This window comes from Kitasatospora sp. MY 5-36, from assembly GCF_001182915.1.
In the GTDB taxonomy this organism is placed as follows: Bacteria; Actinomycetota; Actinomycetes; order Streptomycetales; family Streptomycetaceae; genus Kitasatospora.
On the sequence record NZ_LFVW01000205.1, the window covers coordinates 1 to 17,729 of the forward strand.

The window sequence follows — 17,729 nt, forward strand, 5'->3', positions numbered from 1 at the left end:
AGCGGGGGCAGGCACCAGAGCAGCCGGGCCAGCGGGCCGGCGCCGCCGGCCGGGTCGCTCATCGCCCGGCCGAGGGAGCGCAGCAGGAAGGCGGCGACCACGGCGGCGGCCAGCGCGGTGAGCAGCCAGCGGCCGAGGTCGGGCACCCGGTAGCCCCGGGCCAGACGGAGATAGAACACGTCGACTCTTTCAGCGGCTCGGCGGCGTTCGGTGGCTCGGCGTTCGGCGGCCCGGCGCCGTCAGCGGCGGGTGGCCGTGACGGCGGGCGCCCCGTTGGCCCCGGGGGCGGTGGTGCCGCGGGGGACGGGGGCGACGGGGGCGGTGAGCCGTCCGTCGACGAGGGCGACGGCGCGGTCCGCGAACCGGACGAGTTCGGCGTCGTGGGTGGCCAGGACGAGGGTGAGCTGGTGGGACCGGGCCGCGCTGGTCAGTATCCGCATGACCTGGTCGGCGGCCTCGCGGTGCAGCGGGGCGGTGGGGTCGTCGGCGAAGACCACGGGCGGCAGCGGGGCCAGGGCGCGGGCGACGGCGACCCGCTGGCGCCGGCTCTGGACGAGCCGCTCGGGGCGCAGCCGGGCGCAGTCGCCGACGTCGAGGCGTTCCAGCCACTCGTCGGCGGCGGTGTAGGCGGCCTTGTTGCCGGCCCCGGCGAGCAGCAGCGGCAGGGCGACGTTCTCCCGGGCGGTCAGTTCGGGCACCAGGTGGGGCTCCGAGCCGACGAAGCCGAAGCGGTCGCGGCGCAGCCGTTCGCGGCCGGCCCGGGCGAGGGTGTGCACGGGGGCGCTGTTGAACCAGACCTCGCCCTCGTCGACCGGGAGCTGCGCGGAGAGGCAGCCGAGCAGGGTGCTCTTGCCGGAGCCGCGCGGGCCGGTGACGGCGAGCACCTCGCCCTCGCGGACGCCGATCGAGATGCCGCGCAGGGCGGGGGTGCCGTCATGGGACTTGACGATCCCTCGGGCCCACAGCACGTCGTTGTCAGGCGGTGCCGCTGACATGAGGATCCATCCTGGGTGGCCGCAGGGATATGACAGTCGTCAGATTAGAACGAGGGGGCCGGGTCGCGGTTGCGGCGCACTGGTCCATCACGGGCAAATCACCCGCATTCAGGCATGTTTGGTCGTACGACTGTGATGTTGAGCGGACCGGGGACGCCGAAGGGCGGCCCCGCGGGGAGCGGGGCCGCCCTTCGGCGGAGGGTGGGGAAGAAGGCTCAGGGGATCAGATCTTCGCCCACGCGTCGGTGAGGCTGGTCCGCAGGATCTGCTCGATCTCGTCGAAGGTCGACTGGTCGGAGATCAGCGGCGGGGCCAGCTGGATGACCGGGTCGCCACGGTCGTCGGCGCGGCAGTACAGGCCGTTGTCGAAGAGGGCCTTCGACAGGAAGCCGTAGAGGACGCGCTCGACCTCCTCGTCGTTGAAGGACTCCTTGGTGACCTTGTCCTTCACGAGCTCGATGCCGTAGAAGTACCCGTTGCCGCGGACGTCGCCGACGATCGGCAGGTCGCGCAGCTTGTCCAGGGTGCCCAGGAACGCCGACTCGTTGTCGAGCACGTGCTGGTTCAGGCCCTCGCGCTCGAAGATGTCGAGGTTGGCCAGCGCCACCGCGGAGGAGACCGGGTGGCCACCGAAGGTGTAGCCGTGCAGGAAGGTGTTGTCACCCTTGTAGAACGGCTCGGCGAGGCGGTCCGAGATGATCGTGGCGCCGATCGGGGAGTAGCCCGAGGTCATGCCCTTGGCGCAGGTGATCATGTCGGGCTGGTAGCCGAACTTGTCGGCGCCGAACATGGTGCCCAGGCGGCCGAAGGCGCAGATGACCTCGTCCGAGACCAGCAGCACGTCGTGGCGGTCGCAGATCTCGCGCAGGCGCTGGAAGTACCCGGGCGGCGGCGGGAAGCAGCCACCGGCGTTCTGCACCGGCTCGACGAAGACGGCGGCGACGGTCTCGGCGCCCTCGTTGAGGATGGCCACCTCGATCTCGTCGGCGCACCAGCGGCCGTAGGCCTCGGGGTCGACCGTGCCGTCGGGGCCCTCGAGGAAGGCCGGGGCGCGGTAGATGTTGGTGTTGGGCGCCTTGTGGGTGCCCGGGACCAGCGGCTCGAACGGGGCCTTCAGGCCCGGCAGGCCGGTGATCGACAGGGCGCCCTGCGGGGTGCCGTGGTAGGCGACGGCGCGCGAGATGACCTTGTACTTGGTCGGCTTGCCGGTCAGCTTGAAGTACTGCTTGGCGAGCTTCCAGGCGGTCTCGACGGCCTCGCCGCCACCGGTGGAGAAGAAGACCTTGTTCAGGTCGCCCGGGGCGTAGTTGGCCAGGCGCTCGGCCAGCTCGACGGCCTTCGGGTGGGCGTAGCTCCACACCGGGAAGAAGGCGAGCTCCTTGGCCTGCTTGGCGGCGGCCTCGGCGAGCTCCTCACGGCCGTGGCCGGCCTGGACGACGAACAGGCCGGCGAGGCCGTCGAGGTACTTGCGTCCCTTGTCGTCCCAGACGTAGGTGCCCTCGCCCTTGACGATCGTCGGCACGGGGGAGTTCTCGTACGACGACATGCGGGTGAAGTGCATCCACAGGTGGTCGTAGGCGGTCTTGGAAAGGTCCTTCTGCGCCGGGTCGGCTGTCATCGGGTGCCCCAGGTGTAGGTCTGTTTCCGGAGCTTCAGGTAAACGAAGCTCTCGGTGCTCCGCACGCCGGGAAGCGCGCGGATGCGCTTGTTGATCATTTCGAGCAGGTGCTCGTCGTCCTCGCAGACCAGTTCGGCCAGGAGGTCGAACGAGCCTGCGGTGCAGACGACGTAGTCGACCTCGTCGAGGGCGGCCAACGCGTCGGCGACGGGTTCGATGTCGCCCTCGACCCGGATGCCGACCATCGCCTGGCGGGTGAAGCCGACGGTGAGCGGGTCCGTGACGGCGACGATCTGCATCACGCCCTGGTCGAGCAGCTTCTGGACGCGCTGCCGCACGGCCGCCTCGGACAGGCCGACGGCCTTGCCGATGGCGGCGTACGGGCGGCGCCCGTCCTCCTGGAGCTGCTCGATGATCGCCTTGGAGGCGGCGTCGAGGGGAACGCTGGCGTTCCGGTCGCGGTTGGCCACGCGGCCACTGTGCCTGATCGTTCGCGCGTTCGCAAGCGTGGAAACTGCTGATTTCGTCGTGATCTTGGAAAACGTATGCGGATTTCATTGCCGGAGCGCACTCCGCCTGTCGATACCAGCAGTCGTGCGGCTACCCTGGCACCGTACGCGCGCGCCCCCGAGGGCCGCCGCACGTACCGCCACCAGTGGACCGCGCCGCTCCGGGTGCGGCCACTCGGGACCCTTCGTACGCCGGACCCGCCGACGTACCATGGCGCCGGAATCTGCAACGCCGCAGGCCCAGACCGAGGAGAGATCCGTGAGCGACCTTCGTACGCTGCGCAACTACATCAACGGTGAGTTCGTCGACGCGGTCGACGGCCGCACGCTCGACATCGTCGACCCGACCACCGGCGAGGTCTACGCGACGTCGCCGCTGTCCGGTGCCGCTGACGTGGACGCCGCCATGGCCTCGGCCGCCGCCGCGTTCCCGATCTGGCGCGACTCCACCCCGAGCACCCGGCAGAAGCTGCTGCTCAAGATCGCCGACGCGGTCGAGGCCCGCGCCGACGAGATCGTCGACACCGAGGTGCGCAACACCGGCAAGCCCCGCGCGCTGACCCTCTCCGAGGAGATCGGCCCGATGGTGGACCAGATCCGGTTCTTCGCCGGTGCGGCCCGCATGCTGGAGGGCAAGGCCGCCGGTGAGTACATGGACGGGATGACCTCGATCATCCGCCGCGAGCCGGTCGGCGTCTGCGCCCAGGTCGCGCCGTGGAACTACCCGATGATGATGGCCGTCTGGAAGTTCGCCCCGGCCATCGCCGCGGGCAACGCCGTCGTGCTGAAGCCCTCCGACACCACCCCGGCCTCCACCGTGCTGCTGGCCGAGATCATCGGCGGCGTGCTCAAGGAGCTGGAGCTGCCGGCCGGCGTCTTCAACGTCATCTGCGGCGACCGCGAGACCGGCAAGCTGATGGTCGAGCACAAGACCCCGGCGATGGCCTCCATCACCGGCTCGGTGCGCGCCGGCATCTCGGTCGCCGAGTCCGCCTCCAAGGACGTCAAGCGCGTCCACCTGGAGCTGGGCGGCAAGGCCCCGGTCGTGGTCTTCGAGGACGCCGACATCGCCGAGGCCGTCGAGGGCATCTCGGTGGCGGGCTACTTCAACGCCGGCCAGGACTGTACGGCCGCCACCCGCGTGCTGGTCCACGAGTCGATCCACGACGCCTTCGTCGAGGCGCTGGCCAAGGCCGCGGCCGAGACCAAGACCGGCGGCGTGGACGACGAGGACGTGCTCTACGGCCCGCTGAACAACGCCAACCAGCTGAAGCAGGTCTCCGGCTTCATCGAGCGGCTGCCCGCCCACGCCAAGGTCGAGGCCGGCGGCCACCGGGTCGGCGACAAGGGGTACTTCTACGCCCCGACCGTCGTCTCCGGCCTGAACCAGGACGACGAGATCATCCAGAATGAGGTCTTCGGCCCGGTCATCACCGTGCAGAAGTTCACCGACGAGGACCAGGCCGTCGAGTACGCCAACGGCGTCGAGTTCGCGCTGGCCTCCTCGGTGTGGACCAAGGACCACGCCCGCGCCATGCGGATGTCGCGCCGCCTGGACTTCGGCTGCGTCTGGATCAACACCCACATCCCGCTGGTCGCCGAGATGCCGCACGGCGGCTTCAAGAAGTCCGGCTACGGCAAGGACCTGTCGGCGTACGGCTTCGAGGACTACACCCGGGTGAAGCACGTCATGACCGCGATCTGAGCGGGTCGTGACCGTTGGACGAGGTATGACCGCGATCTGAGCGGGTCGTGACCGTCGGACGAGGTATGACCGCGATCTGATTCAGGTCGTATGAACCGACCATGGGCCCGGGTCTTCTCGACCCGGGCCCTGTGTCTTTGCACCCTGTCGACGGTTGGCGCGACCGGCTGACAGGATGGAACTGCCCTTCGGGGACGGGCCCGCCCTAGCCTTACCGGCATGAGCATTCCCACCGCTGACTCAGCCGCCGGCCAGGCCGTCAAGGCCGTCGACCGCGCGCACGTCTTCCACTCGTGGTCCGCCCAGGCGCTGATCGACCCCCTCGCGGTGGCCGGCGCCGAGGGCTCGTACTTCTGGGACTACGACGGCAACCGCTACCTCGACTTCTCCTCGCAGCTGGTCAACACCAACATCGGCCACCAGCACCCGAAGGTGGTCGCCGCGATCCAGGAGCAGGCGGCGAAGCTCTGCACCATCGCCCCCGGCTTCGCGGTCGAGGCGCGCAGCGAGGCCGCCCGGCTGATCGCCGAGCGCACCCCCGGCGACCTGGACAAGATCTTCTTCACCAACGGCGGCGCCGAGGCCAACGAGAACGCCATCCGGCTGGCCCGGCTGCACACCGGCCGGCAGAAGGTGCTGTCCACCTACCGCTCGTACCACGGCGCCACCGCCAACGCGATCGCCCTCACCGGCGACCCGCGGCGCTGGCCCAACGAGAGCGGCGTCTCCGGCGTGGTGCACTTCTGGGGGCCGTACGCCTACCGCTCCAACTTCCACGCCGAGAACGAGGCGCAGGAGTGCGAGCGCGCGCTGGAGCACCTGGAGCAGGTGATCGCGTTCGAGGGGCCCGGCACCGTCGCGGCGATCATCCTGGAGACCGTGGTCGGCACCGCGGGCATCCTGGTCCCGCCGGCCGGCTACCTGGCCGGGGTGCGGGAGATCTGCGACCGCTACGGGATCGTGTTCATCCTGGACGAGGTGATGGCCGGCTTCGGCCGCACCGGCGAGTGGTTCGCCGCCGACCACTGGGGCGTCACCCCGGACCTGCTCACCTTCGCCAAGGGCGTCAACTCGGGCTACGTGCCGCTGGGCGGCGTGGCGATCAGCGCCGAGATCGCGGCCACCTTCGCCGAGCGGCCCTTCCCCGGCGGGCTCACCTACTCCGGCCACCCGCTGGCCTGCGCCTCCGCGGTGGCGACCATCACCACCATGGCGGAGGAGGGCATCGTCGAGAACGCCAAGCACATCGGCGAGACGGTGCTCGGCCCCGGCCTGCGCGAGCTGGCCGAGCGGCACCCGTCGATCGGCGAGGTCCGCGGCCTCGGCGTGTTCTGGGCGCTCGACCTGGTGAAGAGCCGGGAGACCCGCGAGCCGCTGGTGCCCTACAACGCGGCCGGCGCCGCCAACGCGCCGATGGGCGAGCTGGCCGCGGCCTGCAAGCAGCGCGGGCTCTGGCCGTTCGTCAACATGAACCGCTTCCACGTCGTCCCGCCGTGCACCGTCACCGAGGAGGAGGCCAAGACCGGCCTCGCGGTCCTGGACGAGGTGCTGTCGCTCACCGACGCGCACACTGTCTGACGTACCAACCAGGACGGCCCCGAGCACCCGCGTGCCCGGGGCCGTCCCACGCTCCGGAAGGCCGCTCATGCCCAGCAGCTCCACCCTGACCCGCCGTCCTCCCGCCTCCAGCCCCGTCCGCCGGCGTTCCGTGCTCGGCGGGGCCGCGCTGCTCGGCGCCGGCGTGCTGACCGGTTGCGGCATCCCGTCCGCGTACGTGGCCGAGGACCGCCGCTCGGCGCCGGACCGTTCGGAGGGCGACAAGCGGCTCGTCTTCTCCAACTGGACGCAGTACATCGACACCGACGACGCGGGCGGGCGCCCCACCCTGGACGCCTTCAGCGAGAAGACCGGGATCGCGGTCGGCTACACCGAGGACATCAACGACAACGACGAGTTCTTCGGCAAGATCAGCCCGGTGCTCACCCAGGGCGCCGCCCCCGGCCGGGACCTGATGGTGATCAGCGACTGGATGGCCGGGCGGTACGTCTCGCTGGGCTGGGTGCAGGCGATGGACCGGGCCAACCTGCCCAACGTCACGGCCAACCTGGACCCGCAGCTGGCCGACCCGGCCTTCGACCCCGGGCGCCGGCGCAGCGTGCCGTGGCAGTCCGGGATCACCGGCATCGCCTACAACCGCAAGGCGCTCGGCCGGGAGATCAGGTCCACCGCCGACCTGTGGGCGCCCGACCTCAAGGGCCGGGTCACGCTGTTCGCCGGGCTGGACGAGGCGCTCGGGCTGCTGATGCTCTCCCAGGGCGCGGACATCGCGAAGTTCACCGACGACGACGCGCGCCGGGCGATGGACCTGGTGCAGAAGACGGTGGACAGCGGCCACGTCCGGCGCTTCACCGGCAACGACTACACCAGCGACCTCGCCTCCGGTGCGGCGCTCGCCTGCCAGGCCTACTCCGGCGACGCCGTCCAGCTCACCGCCGAGAACCCGGACATCGAGTTCGTGGTGCCGGAGGAGGGCGGCGAGCTGTGGGCGGAGAGCCTGATGATCCCCAACCGGGCCGCCCACAAGCGCAACGCCGAGCTGCTGATCGACTACTACTACCAGCCCGAGGTGGCCGCCGAACTCGCCGCGTTCGTCCAGTACATCTGCCCGGTGCCGGCCGCCCGCGAGGTGCTGGCGGCCAGCGGCGACAAGGAGAAGGCCGAACTCGCCGAGAACCCGCTGGTGTTCCCGACCGACGGGATGCGCGCCCGGCTGCACACCATGCGCGACGTCACCTCGGCCGAGCGGCCCGAGCTGCACAAGGTCTGGGGGCGCATCACCGGGGTGTGATCGCTACCGCCGGACGGCGTCCAGGGCGAGCAGCGCCACGTGCAGGGAGAGGCAGGACTCCACCTGGTCGAGGTCGATGCCGAGGATCCGCTCGACCTTGTGCAGCCGGTCGTAGAAGGACGGCCGGGACAGGTGCGCGGCGTCCGCCGCGGCCGACTTGTTCCGGCCCTGCTCCAGGTAGATCCGCAGCATCTGCACCAACTGGCCGTTGTGCTCGGCGTCGTGGGCCAGCAGCGGGCCCAACTCCCGCTCCACGTAGGTCTGCAGCCGGGCGTCGTCGCGCAGCAGGTGGAGCAGGCCGCGCAGTCGGACGTCCGGCAGGCGGTAGTAGGAGGAGCTGCGGCCGCCGGGCGCGTCGTGCAGGGCGGCGTCGGCGACCTGGGTGGCCTCCAGCAGGGTGCGCCGGGCGTCGCGCACCGAGCCGACCGAGGAGCCGACCGCGACCACCGGGCCCGCCGGGTCGCCGCCCTCCCGTCCGGCCTCGGCGGACATCCGGCGCAGCGCGGCGGAGAGGGCGTCCAGCGAGGCGTGCTCGTCCTGCTGGGTGCCGAGCGTGATCAGCAGCCCGACGGCCTCGTCGTCCAGCGCGCCGACCAGGGCGGTCAGCCGGCAGGCCCGGACGGCGCCGGCGGCCAGTTCGGTGAAGTCGCGCAGCCGGGCCTGCGCCTCCAGCGCGGCCGGGATCGGGCCGCGCCGCTGCCGCAGCACCACGCCGACCAGCCGGCGGCCCTCCAGCGGGATGCCGAGGGCCTGGGCGCGCAGCGCCGCCTCGGAGACGGTCAGCGCGTGGGTGAGGATGCCGGACAGCAGGGTGCGGTGGGTCTGCCGCTCCAGGCTCTCCCGGTCGCGCACCACCAGCCGGTTGAGCGCCAGCGCGGAGGCGCCGCGCTCCAGCAGCATGGTGTGCGGGTGGGCCTCGCCCTCGGGCAGCGGGCCGGGCTCCTGCACCAGCACCAGCCGGCCCCAGTCCTGGCCGCGGGCTCCGACGGTGGTGACCAGCCAGCCGCTGCGCGGGTCGTGGCCGGTGCGCCCGGCCGGACGGACGCCGCGCGAGCGGCGTTCCCAGTCCTCCAGCACCTCGGCCTCCGGGCGTCCGGCGGCGTCGTGGGCGAGCACCTGGTGGGCCAGGTTCTCCAGGACGACGGGGGCGCCGGCCATCCGGGACACCTGGCGGATCACCTCGGGCGGCTCGGCGCCCTCCACCACCAGCTCGTTGAAGACCTGGTGGACCGACTCGGAGATCCGCAGCTGCTCCAGCTGGGAGTTGACCACCAGGGCGTGCACGGCCTCGGTGACGGCGACGAAGCGCAGCTCGCGGCGGAGCGTGATCAGCGGCAGTCCGCGCTGCTCGGCGGCGTTGACCAGGGCGCGGGGGAGCGAGTCGAAGTAGCGCCGCCCGAACTCGACGACCAGGCCGGCCACCCCGACCTCGTCCAGCTCGCGCACGTAGCGGGCCAGGCCCTCGCGGTCCTCGGGCAGGGCGATGCCGGTGGTCAGCACCAGTTCGCCGCCGCGGAGCATCCCGGCGACGTCGGGCAGTTCGCTGACGTGGACCCAGCGGACCGGCCGCTCCAGGTGGTCGGCGCCGGCCACCACCTGGGGCAGGCCGCGCCGCATCACGTCGAGGTCGAGGACTCGGGCGACGGTGGGGAGCATCGCGGGCCTCCGGGGCTGTGGAGAGCGGAGCCGGGGCTCCGGGCGTTCTGGTTTCGGGTGACGCGGTCAGGGTGACGCGGTCGGGGTGTGCGGTCAGGGGCGTGCAGTCAGGGTGTCAGGTAAATCATCCATCCCCCCGACGACCTGTTGCCCTGCCCGCACCCTTGCACCCTGTAAGGCCCTTCGTGCCGAGGTTGTCGAAGTGACCCTTGTCACCCCAACCCCGCAGCAGGCAAGGTCAGCGGGACCGCAGACCCCCACCGCGGACGCGTGACCCCGCAGCGGTCGAACCACGGCACTTGGAGGAACCAGATGGACCTGACCGACTTCGGCCCGGGCGCGCAGTACATCGCGGGACGCCAGACCAGGGGGAGCGGCGAGCCCTTCCAGGTCGTCAACCCCGCCGACGGCAGCGTGGTCGAGCAGGTCGCGCTGGCCACCGCCGGGGACGTGGACACCGCCGTCGCCGCCGCCCGGGCCGCCCTGCCCGGCTGGTCCTCGGCCACCCCCGGTGCGCGCTCCGAGGCGCTCACCCGGCTGGCCGCCGTCCTGGCCGGGGCGGCCGACGACCTGGCCCGGGTGGAGACCGCGCAGACCGGCAAGCCGGTCAAGCTGGCCACCGAGTTCGACGTGCCCGGCACCGTCGACAACGCCGCCTTCTTCGCCGGCGCCGCCCGCAACCTGGAGGGCAAGGCGGCCGGCGAGTACTCCGGTGACCACACCTCGTACGTGCGGCGCGAGGCGGTCGGCGTGGTCGGCTCGATCTCGCCATGGAACTACCCGCTGCAGATGGCCGCCTGGAAGATCCTCCCGGCGATCGCCGCGGGCAACACCATCGTGCTCAAGCCGGCCGAGCTGACCCCGCTGACCTCGCTGATGTTCGCCCGGGCCTGCACCGCCGCCGGCATCCCGGACGGCGTGGTCAACGTGGTCACCGGCGCCGGGCGCACCGCGGGCGAGCACCTGGTCGGGCACCCGGACGTCGCGATGGTCTCCTTCACCGGTTCCACCGGCGTCGGCAAGCGGGTCGCCGAGATCGCCACCGCGGGCGTCAAGCGCACCCACCTGGAGCTCGGCGGCAAGGCCCCGTTCGTGGTCTTCGACGACGCCGACCTGGACGCCGCGGTGCACGGAGCGGTCGCGGCCTCGCTGATCAACGGCGGCCAGGACTGCACCGCCGCCACCCGCGCCTACGTCCAGCGCCCGCTGTACGACGCCTTCGTGGCCGGGGTGGCCGAGCTGTACGCGGCGATCCGGATCGGCGACCCGCTGAACCCGCGCACCGACCTCGGCCCGCTGGTCTCGTACGCCCACCGGGACCGGGTGGCCGGCTTCGTGGAGCGCGCCCGCTCGTACGCCACCGTGGTCACCGGAGGCCGGGCCCCGGAGAAGGGCCACGACGGCACCGACCTCACCCGGGGCGCGTACTACCGGCCGACCCTGATCACCGGCGCTGCCCAGGACAGCGAGGTCGTGCAGGGCGAGATCTTCGGCCCGGTGCTGGTGGTGCTGCCCTTCGACGGCGACGACGAGGGCCTGCGGCTGGCCAACGACACCCCGTACGGGCTGGCCGCCTCCGCCTGGACGAGCAACGTGCACCGCTCGCTGCGCGCCACCCGGGAGATCGCGGCCGGCTGCGTCTGGGTCAACGACCACATCCCGATCATCAGCGAGATGCCGCACGGCGGCTACAAGGCGTCCGGCTACGGCAAGGACATGTCCCAGTACTCGCTGGACGAGTACACCCAGGTCAAGCACGTCATGTTCGACACCACCGCGGTGGCCCGCAAGGACTGGCACCGCACCGTCTTCGGAGACAGATAACCCCCGGACCACGCGGGTGCCCCCACACCCCATCTCCCCCAGGAGGCCCGTTCCATGGCGTTCAACGAGCTCACCGACGGTCTGCCCGAACCGGTCCGAAGGGCCTGGGAACGCAGTCTGACCAGCGGCCGGGCCGCGCTCGGCCGCCGCACCCTGCTGCGCGCCGCCGCGCTGAGCGCCGGAGCGGGCACCCTGGCCGCCTGCGGGATCCCGGCGGCCCCCCGGGCGACCGGCGACTCGACCGCGAACGCCGCCAAGGACCTCTCGGAGACGCAGAAGGAGGTCGCCTTCTCCAACTGGCCGCTGTACGTGGACACGGACGAGAAGGACAAGGAGAAGCACGGCACCCTGGAGGCCTTCACCGAGGCCACCGGGATCAAGGTGAAGTACAACGAGGACGTCAACGACAACGTCGAGTTCTTCGGGAAGATCAAGCCGCAGCTCGCCTCCGGCCAGGACACCGGCCGCGACCTGATGGTGCTCACCGACTGGATGGCCGCCCGGCTGATCCGGCTCGGCTGGGTGCAGAAGCTCAACCCGGGGAACGTCACCACCGCGATCACCACCATCGAGTCGCGCTTCCGCGCCCCCGACTGGGACCCGGGGCGGCTCTACTCCTACCCGTGGGCCGGCATCCAGACCGTCGTCGCGTACAACCGGAAGGCGACCAGGGGGAAGGAGGTCACCAGCGTCTCCCAGCTGCTGGACGACCCCGACCTCAAGGGCCGGGTCACCTTCCTCTCCGAGATGCGCGACAGCATCGGGATGGTCCTGCTGGACCAGGGCAAGAGCACCGAGAGGTTCACCGCCGACGACTTCGACGGCGCGGTCGCCCGTCTCCAGAAGGCCGTCGACAGCAAGCAGATCCGCCGCTTCACCGGCAACGACTACGGCCAGGAGCTCTCCGCCGGCGACATCGCGGCCTGCATCGCCTGGGGCGGCGACCTGATCCAACTGCGCGCCGACAACCCGGACATCGAGTTCGTCATCCCGGAGAAGGGCTACATCGCCTCGACCGACAACATGCTGGTCCCGGCCAGGGCCCAGCACAAGGCGAACGCGGAGAAGCTGATCGACTTCTACTATCAGCCGAAGATCGCGGCGCAGCTGGTCGCGGGCATCGGCTTCGTCTCCGCCGTCACCGGGATGAAGGACGAGCTCGCCGGCATCGCCCCGGACACCGCGGCCAACCCGCTGGTCGTACCCACCCCCGAGATGGCGGGCAGGGCGCACGTGTTCCGCACGCTCTCCGAGAGCGAGGAGAGCGACTTCGAGCAGAAGTTCTCCAAGCTCATCGGCGCCTGACCCCCGCTCCCGGCAGAGAATCCCAGGAAGACACCACCCCATGACAGACCAGCAGCGCGACGCGGCCGTCGGCGGCGACGTCCGGCTCACCGGCATCGGCAAGACCTACGGCTCCTTCACCGCCGTCCACCCGCTCGACCTGACCGTCCCGCAGGGCTCGTTCTTCGCCCTGCTCGGCGCCTCCGGCTGCGGCAAGACCACCACCCTGCGCATGATCGCCGGCCTGGAGGAGCCCACCAGCGGCACCGTCCTGATCGGCGGCCAGGACGTCACCGCCCTGCCCCCGTACAAGCGGCCGGTGAACACCGTCTTCCAGAGCTACGCGCTCTTCCCGCACCTGGACATCTTCGAGAACGTCGCCTTCGGCCTGCGCCGGCGCGGCAGGAAGGACGTCAGGAAGCAGGTCGAGGAGATGCTGGAACTGGTCGAGCTCGGCCAGTACGCCCGGCGCAAGCCGCACCAGCTCTCCGGCGGCCAGCAGCAGCGCGTCGCGGTCGCCCGCGCACTGATCAACCACCCGCAGGTGCTGCTCCTGGACGAGCCGCTCGGCGCGCTCGACCTCAAGCTCCGCCGCCAGATGCAGCTGGAGCTCAAGCGGATCCAGACCGAGGTCGGCATCACCTTCGTGCACGTCACCCACGACCAGGAGGAGGCCATGACCATGGCCGACACCATCGCGGTGATGAACGGCGGCCGGGTCGAGCAGCTGGGCGCCCCCGCCGACCTGTACGAGAACCCCGCCACCACCTTCGTGGCCAACTTCCTCGGCCAGTCCAACCTGCTGCCCGCCGAGGTCACCGGCACCGAGGGCGGCGACCTGCTGCTCAGCGCGGCCGGCGCCCGCCTCGCGGTGCCGAAGGCGCGCTGCGCCACCGACGCCAAGCGCGTCCACCTGGGCGTGCGCCCGGAGAAGATCACCATCACCCACGCCTCCGAGCCGGTCGCCGACGGCCGCAACCGGCTGGCCGGCACGGTGCTCGACTCCAGCTTCATCGGCGTCTCCACCCAGTACGTGGTGCGCACCGACGGCGGCCAGGAGGTCACCGTCTTCGAGCAGAACATGGAGCGCGACGCGCGGATCGTCCCCGGCGCGGCCGTCCAGCTGCACTGGAACCCGGCGCACTCCTTCGCCCTGGACGCCGCCCAGGCGATCGACGCGGGCACCGCGGAGGAGGCCGCATGACCACCACCACCCCGGCCGCGCCACCCCAGGTCATACCGCTGGAGGGACCGGCGCCGAAGCCCAGGCGCAAGCTCACCCCGTACTGGCTGCTGCTTCCCGGCATCGCCTGGCTGGTCGTCTTCTTCGCCGTCCCGCTGGTCTACCAGGCGTCGACCTCGCTACAGAGCGGCTCGCTCGAAGAGGGCTTCAAGGTCACCTGGCACATATCGACCTACTGGGACGCCCTGGTCGAGTACCGGTGGCACTTCCTGCGCTCGTTCTCCTACGCGGCCGTCGCCACCGTGCTCTGCCTGGCCGTCGGCTACCCGCTCGCGTACACGATCGCCTTCAAGGCGAGCAAGCGCTGGCGCAACGTCATCCTGATCCTGGTCATCGCGCCGTTCTTCACCAGCTTCCTGATCCGCACGCTGGCCTGGAAGACCATCCTGTCCGACGGCGGCCCGGTGGTCGGCGCGCTGAACGCGCTGCACGTCCTGGACGTCACCAACCTGCTCGGCCTGACCAGCGGCGACCGGGTGCTGGCCACGCCGCTCGCCGTGGTCTGCGGCCTGACCTACAACTTCCTGCCGTTCATGATCCTGCCGCTGTACACCTCGCTGGAGCGGATCGACCCGCGCCTGCACGAGGCGGCCGGCGACCTCTACGCCCGGCCGTTCACCACCTTCCGCAAGGTCACCTTCCCGATCTCGCTGCCGGGCGTGGTCGCGGGCACCCTGCTGACCTTCATCCCCGCCTCCGGCGACTACATCAACGCCCAGCTGCTGGGCTCGCCGAGCGAGCAGATGGTCGGCAACGGCATCCAGAAGCAGTTCCTGAACGTGCTCGACTACCCCACGGCCGCCGCGCTGAGCTTCATCCTGATGGCCCTGATCCTGGGCATGGTGACGGTCTACATGCGCAAGGCCGGGACGGAGGATCTGGTCTGATGTCCCGGATTTCCAAGTGGATCCGCGCCCACCTGGTGGTGCTGGCCGGCCTGCTGGCCCTCGCCTACCTGGTGCTGCCCAACCTGGTCGTGCTCGCCTTCTCGTTCAACAAGCCGGTGGGCAAGTTCAACTACGAGTGGAACGAGTTCTCCACCGACGCCTGGACCAACCCCTGCGGCGTGGCCGACATGTGCCAGTCGCTCTCGCTCAGCCTGCAGATCGCGGTGCTCGCCACCATCGGCGCCACCGTGCTCGGCACCATGGTCGCCTTCGCGCTGGCCCGCTACCGCTTCCGCGGCCGCTCGGCCACCACCGCGATGATCTTCCTGCCGATGGCCATGCCCGAGGTGGTCATGGCCGCCTCGCTCGGGACGCTCTTCCTCAACATGCGCATCCCGTTCGGGTTCACCACCATCCTCATCGCCCACATCATGTTCTGCCTCAGCTTCGTGGTGACGGCGGTCAAGGCGCGCGTGATGAGCATGGACCCGAGGCTCGAACAGGCCGCCCAGGACCTCTACGCGACCCCCGTCCAGACCTTCCTGAGGGTCACCCTGCCGCTGGCGGCGCCCGGCATCGCGGCGGGCGCGCTGCTCAGTTTCGCGCTCTCCTTCGACGACTTCATCATCACCCAGTTCAACTCGGGGCCGACCACGGTCACCTTCCCGATGTTCGTCTGGGGCGCCTCGCAGCGCGGCATCCCGGTGCAGGTGAACGTCATCGGCACCGCGATGTTTCTCGCGGCCGTCCTGCTGACCGTCGTCGGCCAGTGGCTGGGCAACCGCCGGAAGGCCACCGCCTGACGTACGGTCGACGACGGTGGCCAGTACAACCATCACCTATTCGTAGAAAGTGGCTGATAATGCATGGACTCCGCCCGCGCACTCAGTGACGCCAGGCCCACCCCCTTCTGGCTGGAGGATCCCGGCCGGCCGGCGGCACTGCCCGCCCTGGTCGGCGACACCACCTGCGACCTGCTGGTCGTCGGCGGCGGCTACTCCGGCCTGTGGACCGCCCTCATCGCCAAGGAACGCGACCCCTCGCTGGACGTCGTGCTGGTCGAGGGCAACGAGGTCGGGTGGGCCGCGTCCGGGCGCAACGGCGGGTTCTGCGCGGCCAGCCTGACCCACGGCTTCGGCAACGGCCTGGACCGCTGGCCGTCCGAACTGGCCCAGCTGGAACGCCTCGGTGCCGCCAACCTCGACGGCATCGAGGCCACCCTCAAGCGCTACGGCATCGACGCCGAGTGGGAGCGCACCGGCGAGATCGACGTCGCCACCCAGCCCCACCAGGTCGAGGAGCTCCACGAGATCGCCGAGGCGGTCGCCCGGTACGGCTTCGACATCACCGTCCTGGACGCCGACCAGCTGCGCGCCGAGGTCGACTCGCCGACCTTCCTCGGCGGCCTCTGGGACAAGGAGGGCGTGGCGATGGTCCACCCCGCCAAGCTCGCCTGGGGCCTCAAGGACGCCTGCCTGGGCCAGGGCGTGCGGATCTTCGAGCACACCCGGGCCACCGACCTGCGGGAGCACGGCAGCGGCATGGCCGTCCGCACCCCGTACGGCCGGGTCTTCGCCCGCAAGGTCGCGCTCGGCACCAACGTGTTCCCGTCGCTGCTCAAGCGGGTCCGCCCGTACGTCGTCCCGGTGTACGACTACGCGCTGATGACCGAGCCGCTCAGCGAGGAGCAGCTCGCCGCGATCGGCTGGCGCGGGCGCCAGGGCCTCGGCGACAGCGCCAACAAGTTCCACTACTTCCGGCTCTCCGCCGACAACCGGATCCTCTGGGGCGGCTACGACGCGGTCTACCACTTCGGCGGCCAGGTCCGGCACGAGTACGACCAGCGGCCGGAGACCTTCCGCACCCTGGCCAACCACTTCTTCCGCTGCTTCCCGCAGCTGGAGGGCCTGCGCTTCACCCACGCCTGGGGCGGCGCGATCGACACCTGCAGCCGCTTCTCGGCGTTCTTCGACACCGGGTACCGGGGCAAGGTCGCGTACGCGGTCGGCTACACCGGGCTCGGCGTCGGCGCGACCCGCTTCGGCGCCGAGGTGATGCTCGACCTGCTGGCCGGCGAGCGCACCGAGCGCACCTCGCTGGAGATGGTGCGCAGCAAGCCGCTGCCGTTCCCGCCCGAGCCGGTGCGCTGGGCCGGGATCGAACTCACCACCCGGTCGCTGGAGCGGGCGGACCGCAACGGCGGCCACCGCAACCTCTGGCTGCGCACCCTCGACCGGCTGGGGCTCGGCTTCGACAGCTGAACCGCTCAAACGCTGAACCACTGGAACGCTGAAATGCTGAACCGCTGATCTGCCGAAACGACTGAAGCCGTTGAAACCGTTGAAACCGTTGAAACCACGAACGCCCGTAGCCGGGTGCCCCTAGTCGTGTAATCGGGACCCGCCGTCCGCCTCTCCTTGGTGACGGCGGGTCTCGCTCTTCCCGCCGTCTCCGAACAGTACGAACGGCAAGAAGCGGGGACACGACATGGAGACCACCGGACTGCACTGGCTCGCCCAGGCGGCACCGGACCCGGAGGCCTTCCGGGACCAGTGGGAGCGCACCGGGCTGGGCCTGGTGCTGCTGCCGGCCGGCCGGCGTTGGGACGTCCTCTCCGTCCCCGGACGGCTCGGGCGCCCGGCCGCGGAGGTCCTGGACCCGCGCACCCGCGGTCCGGTCCTCACCGACTTCGGGGGCGGGCAGGTCAGCTTCCTGGTGCCCGTCGGCACCGCCGCCCGCTGGATCGGCACCGGCGTGCGCGGTGCGGGGGAGGGCACCTGGATCGTCGTCCCGCACCCCGGGCGCCGCAGCCGGGGCGTGCGCTGGCTGGTCCCGCCGGACGGCTCCGGGCGGCTCACCGACCCGGTGCTGCTGGAGCTCGCCCTGCACGAGGCGGCGGCCCGGCTCGGCGGCTGGTGAGCCCCGCCGTCTCGTGCGGAACCGGGGGCCCGGGGGGCGTGAGGAGGTGCCTGGGGGCGCCCGGTAGCGCTCCGGGCGCCCGGCGACTGGCGCGCGGAGCGGGCGGTCGCGTCAGACTGGAGGCGTGACCACCGTCCCGCACGCCGTCGACGCGTCCCTCCGCCCGGGCCCCGCCCAGCTGCGCCTGGCCGCGCTGGCCGCACCCGTCTGCGACCGGTACGGCCTCGCCCTGGCGGGAGGG

The 17,729-nt window shown here is 71.3% G+C and carries 14 protein-coding genes; 10 read left to right on the forward strand and 4 right to left on the reverse strand.

What is annotated here, in order from left to right; genetic code table 11:
* Positions 1-239 precede the first annotated feature (239 nt).
* The 3 genes from AE652_RS15155 to AE652_RS15165 form a co-directional block, all read right to left on the reverse strand.
* Positions 240-995 carry an ABC transporter ATP-binding protein gene (locus AE652_RS15155; protein ID WP_049651896.1) on the reverse strand — a complete coding sequence of 252 codons (756 nt, stop codon included), beginning with the start codon at positions 993-995 and terminating at the stop codon, positions 240-242.
* A gap of 223 nt (positions 996-1,218) precedes the next feature.
* Positions 1,219-2,613, reverse strand: coding sequence for an aspartate aminotransferase family protein (locus AE652_RS15160; RefSeq protein ID WP_049651897.1), 1,395 nt, complete (start codon positions 2,611-2,613; stop codon positions 1,219-1,221).
* Positions 2,610-3,083 (reverse strand): Lrp/AsnC family transcriptional regulator, encoded by a 474-nt coding sequence (locus AE652_RS15165; RefSeq protein ID WP_030306695.1) that lies wholly within the window; start codon positions 3,081-3,083, stop codon positions 2,610-2,612. The genes AE652_RS15160 and AE652_RS15165 overlap by 4 nt, the downstream gene beginning before the upstream one ends.
* A gap of 250 nt (positions 3,084-3,333) precedes the next feature.
* Here AE652_RS15165 and AE652_RS15170 point away from each other — a divergent pair, with 250 nt between their 5' ends.
* The 3 genes from AE652_RS15170 (at position 3,334) to AE652_RS15180 (ending at position 7,675) form a co-directional block, all read left to right on the forward strand.
* Positions 3,334-4,827: a gamma-aminobutyraldehyde dehydrogenase gene (locus AE652_RS15170; RefSeq protein ID WP_049651898.1), complete on the forward strand. Its 1,494-nt coding sequence runs from the start codon at positions 3,334-3,336 to the stop codon at positions 4,825-4,827.
* 219 nt (positions 4,828-5,046) lie between these two features.
* The gene (locus AE652_RS15175) at positions 5,047-6,405 is read left to right on the forward strand and encodes an aspartate aminotransferase family protein (protein WP_049651899.1); all 1,359 of its coding nucleotides are present in this window, start codon (positions 5,047-5,049) and stop codon (positions 6,403-6,405) included.
* A 67-nt stretch (positions 6,406-6,472) separates the two neighbouring features.
* Positions 6,473-7,675: a spermidine/putrescine ABC transporter substrate-binding protein gene (locus AE652_RS15180; RefSeq protein WP_049651900.1), complete on the forward strand. Its 1,203-nt coding sequence runs from the start codon at positions 6,473-6,475 to the stop codon at positions 7,673-7,675.
* A 3-nt stretch (positions 7,676-7,678) separates the two neighbouring features.
* Here AE652_RS15180 and AE652_RS15185 read toward each other — a convergent pair whose 3' ends face one another.
* Complete coding sequence (locus AE652_RS15185) at positions 7,679-9,331, reverse strand: PucR family transcriptional regulator ligand-binding domain-containing protein (RefSeq protein ID WP_049651901.1); 1,653 nt, start codon at positions 9,329-9,331, stop codon at positions 7,679-7,681.
* Between the two features lie 312 nt (positions 9,332-9,643).
* Between AE652_RS15185 and AE652_RS15190 the strand changes: the two genes are divergently transcribed.
* From AE652_RS15190 to AE652_RS15220, 7 genes are all read left to right on the forward strand, one after another.
* Positions 9,644-11,155, forward strand: a complete 1,512-nt coding sequence (locus AE652_RS15190) for a gamma-aminobutyraldehyde dehydrogenase (RefSeq protein ID WP_049651902.1) — start codon at positions 9,644-9,646, stop codon at positions 11,153-11,155.
* Positions 11,156-11,209: 54 nt separating this feature from the next.
* A complete protein-coding gene (locus tag AE652_RS15195) occupies positions 11,210-12,460 on the forward strand; it encodes a spermidine/putrescine ABC transporter substrate-binding protein (protein WP_049651903.1) in 1,251 nt (416 codons plus the stop codon).
* 40 nt (positions 12,461-12,500) lie between these two features.
* Positions 12,501-13,643: an ABC transporter ATP-binding protein gene (locus tag AE652_RS15200; RefSeq protein WP_049651904.1), complete on the forward strand. Its 1,143-nt coding sequence runs from the start codon at positions 12,501-12,503 to the stop codon at positions 13,641-13,643.
* Positions 13,640-14,569: an ABC transporter permease gene (locus AE652_RS15205; RefSeq protein ID WP_049651905.1), complete on the forward strand. Its 930-nt coding sequence runs from the start codon at positions 13,640-13,642 to the stop codon at positions 14,567-14,569. Before AE652_RS15200 ends, AE652_RS15205 begins: the two co-directional genes overlap by 4 nt.
* Positions 14,569-15,372, forward strand: coding sequence for an ABC transporter permease (locus AE652_RS15210; RefSeq protein WP_049651906.1), 804 nt, complete (start codon positions 14,569-14,571; stop codon positions 15,370-15,372). The genes AE652_RS15205 and AE652_RS15210 overlap by 1 nt, the downstream gene beginning before the upstream one ends.
* 63 nt (positions 15,373-15,435) lie before the next feature.
* Positions 15,436-16,830 (forward strand): FAD-binding oxidoreductase, encoded by a 1,395-nt coding sequence (locus AE652_RS15215; RefSeq protein ID WP_049651907.1) that lies wholly within the window; start codon positions 15,436-15,438, stop codon positions 16,828-16,830.
* A 226-nt stretch (positions 16,831-17,056) separates the two neighbouring features.
* Positions 17,057-17,488: a hypothetical protein gene (locus AE652_RS15220; protein ID WP_049651908.1), complete on the forward strand. Its 432-nt coding sequence runs from the start codon at positions 17,057-17,059 to the stop codon at positions 17,486-17,488.
* Positions 17,489-17,729 lie beyond the last annotated feature (241 nt).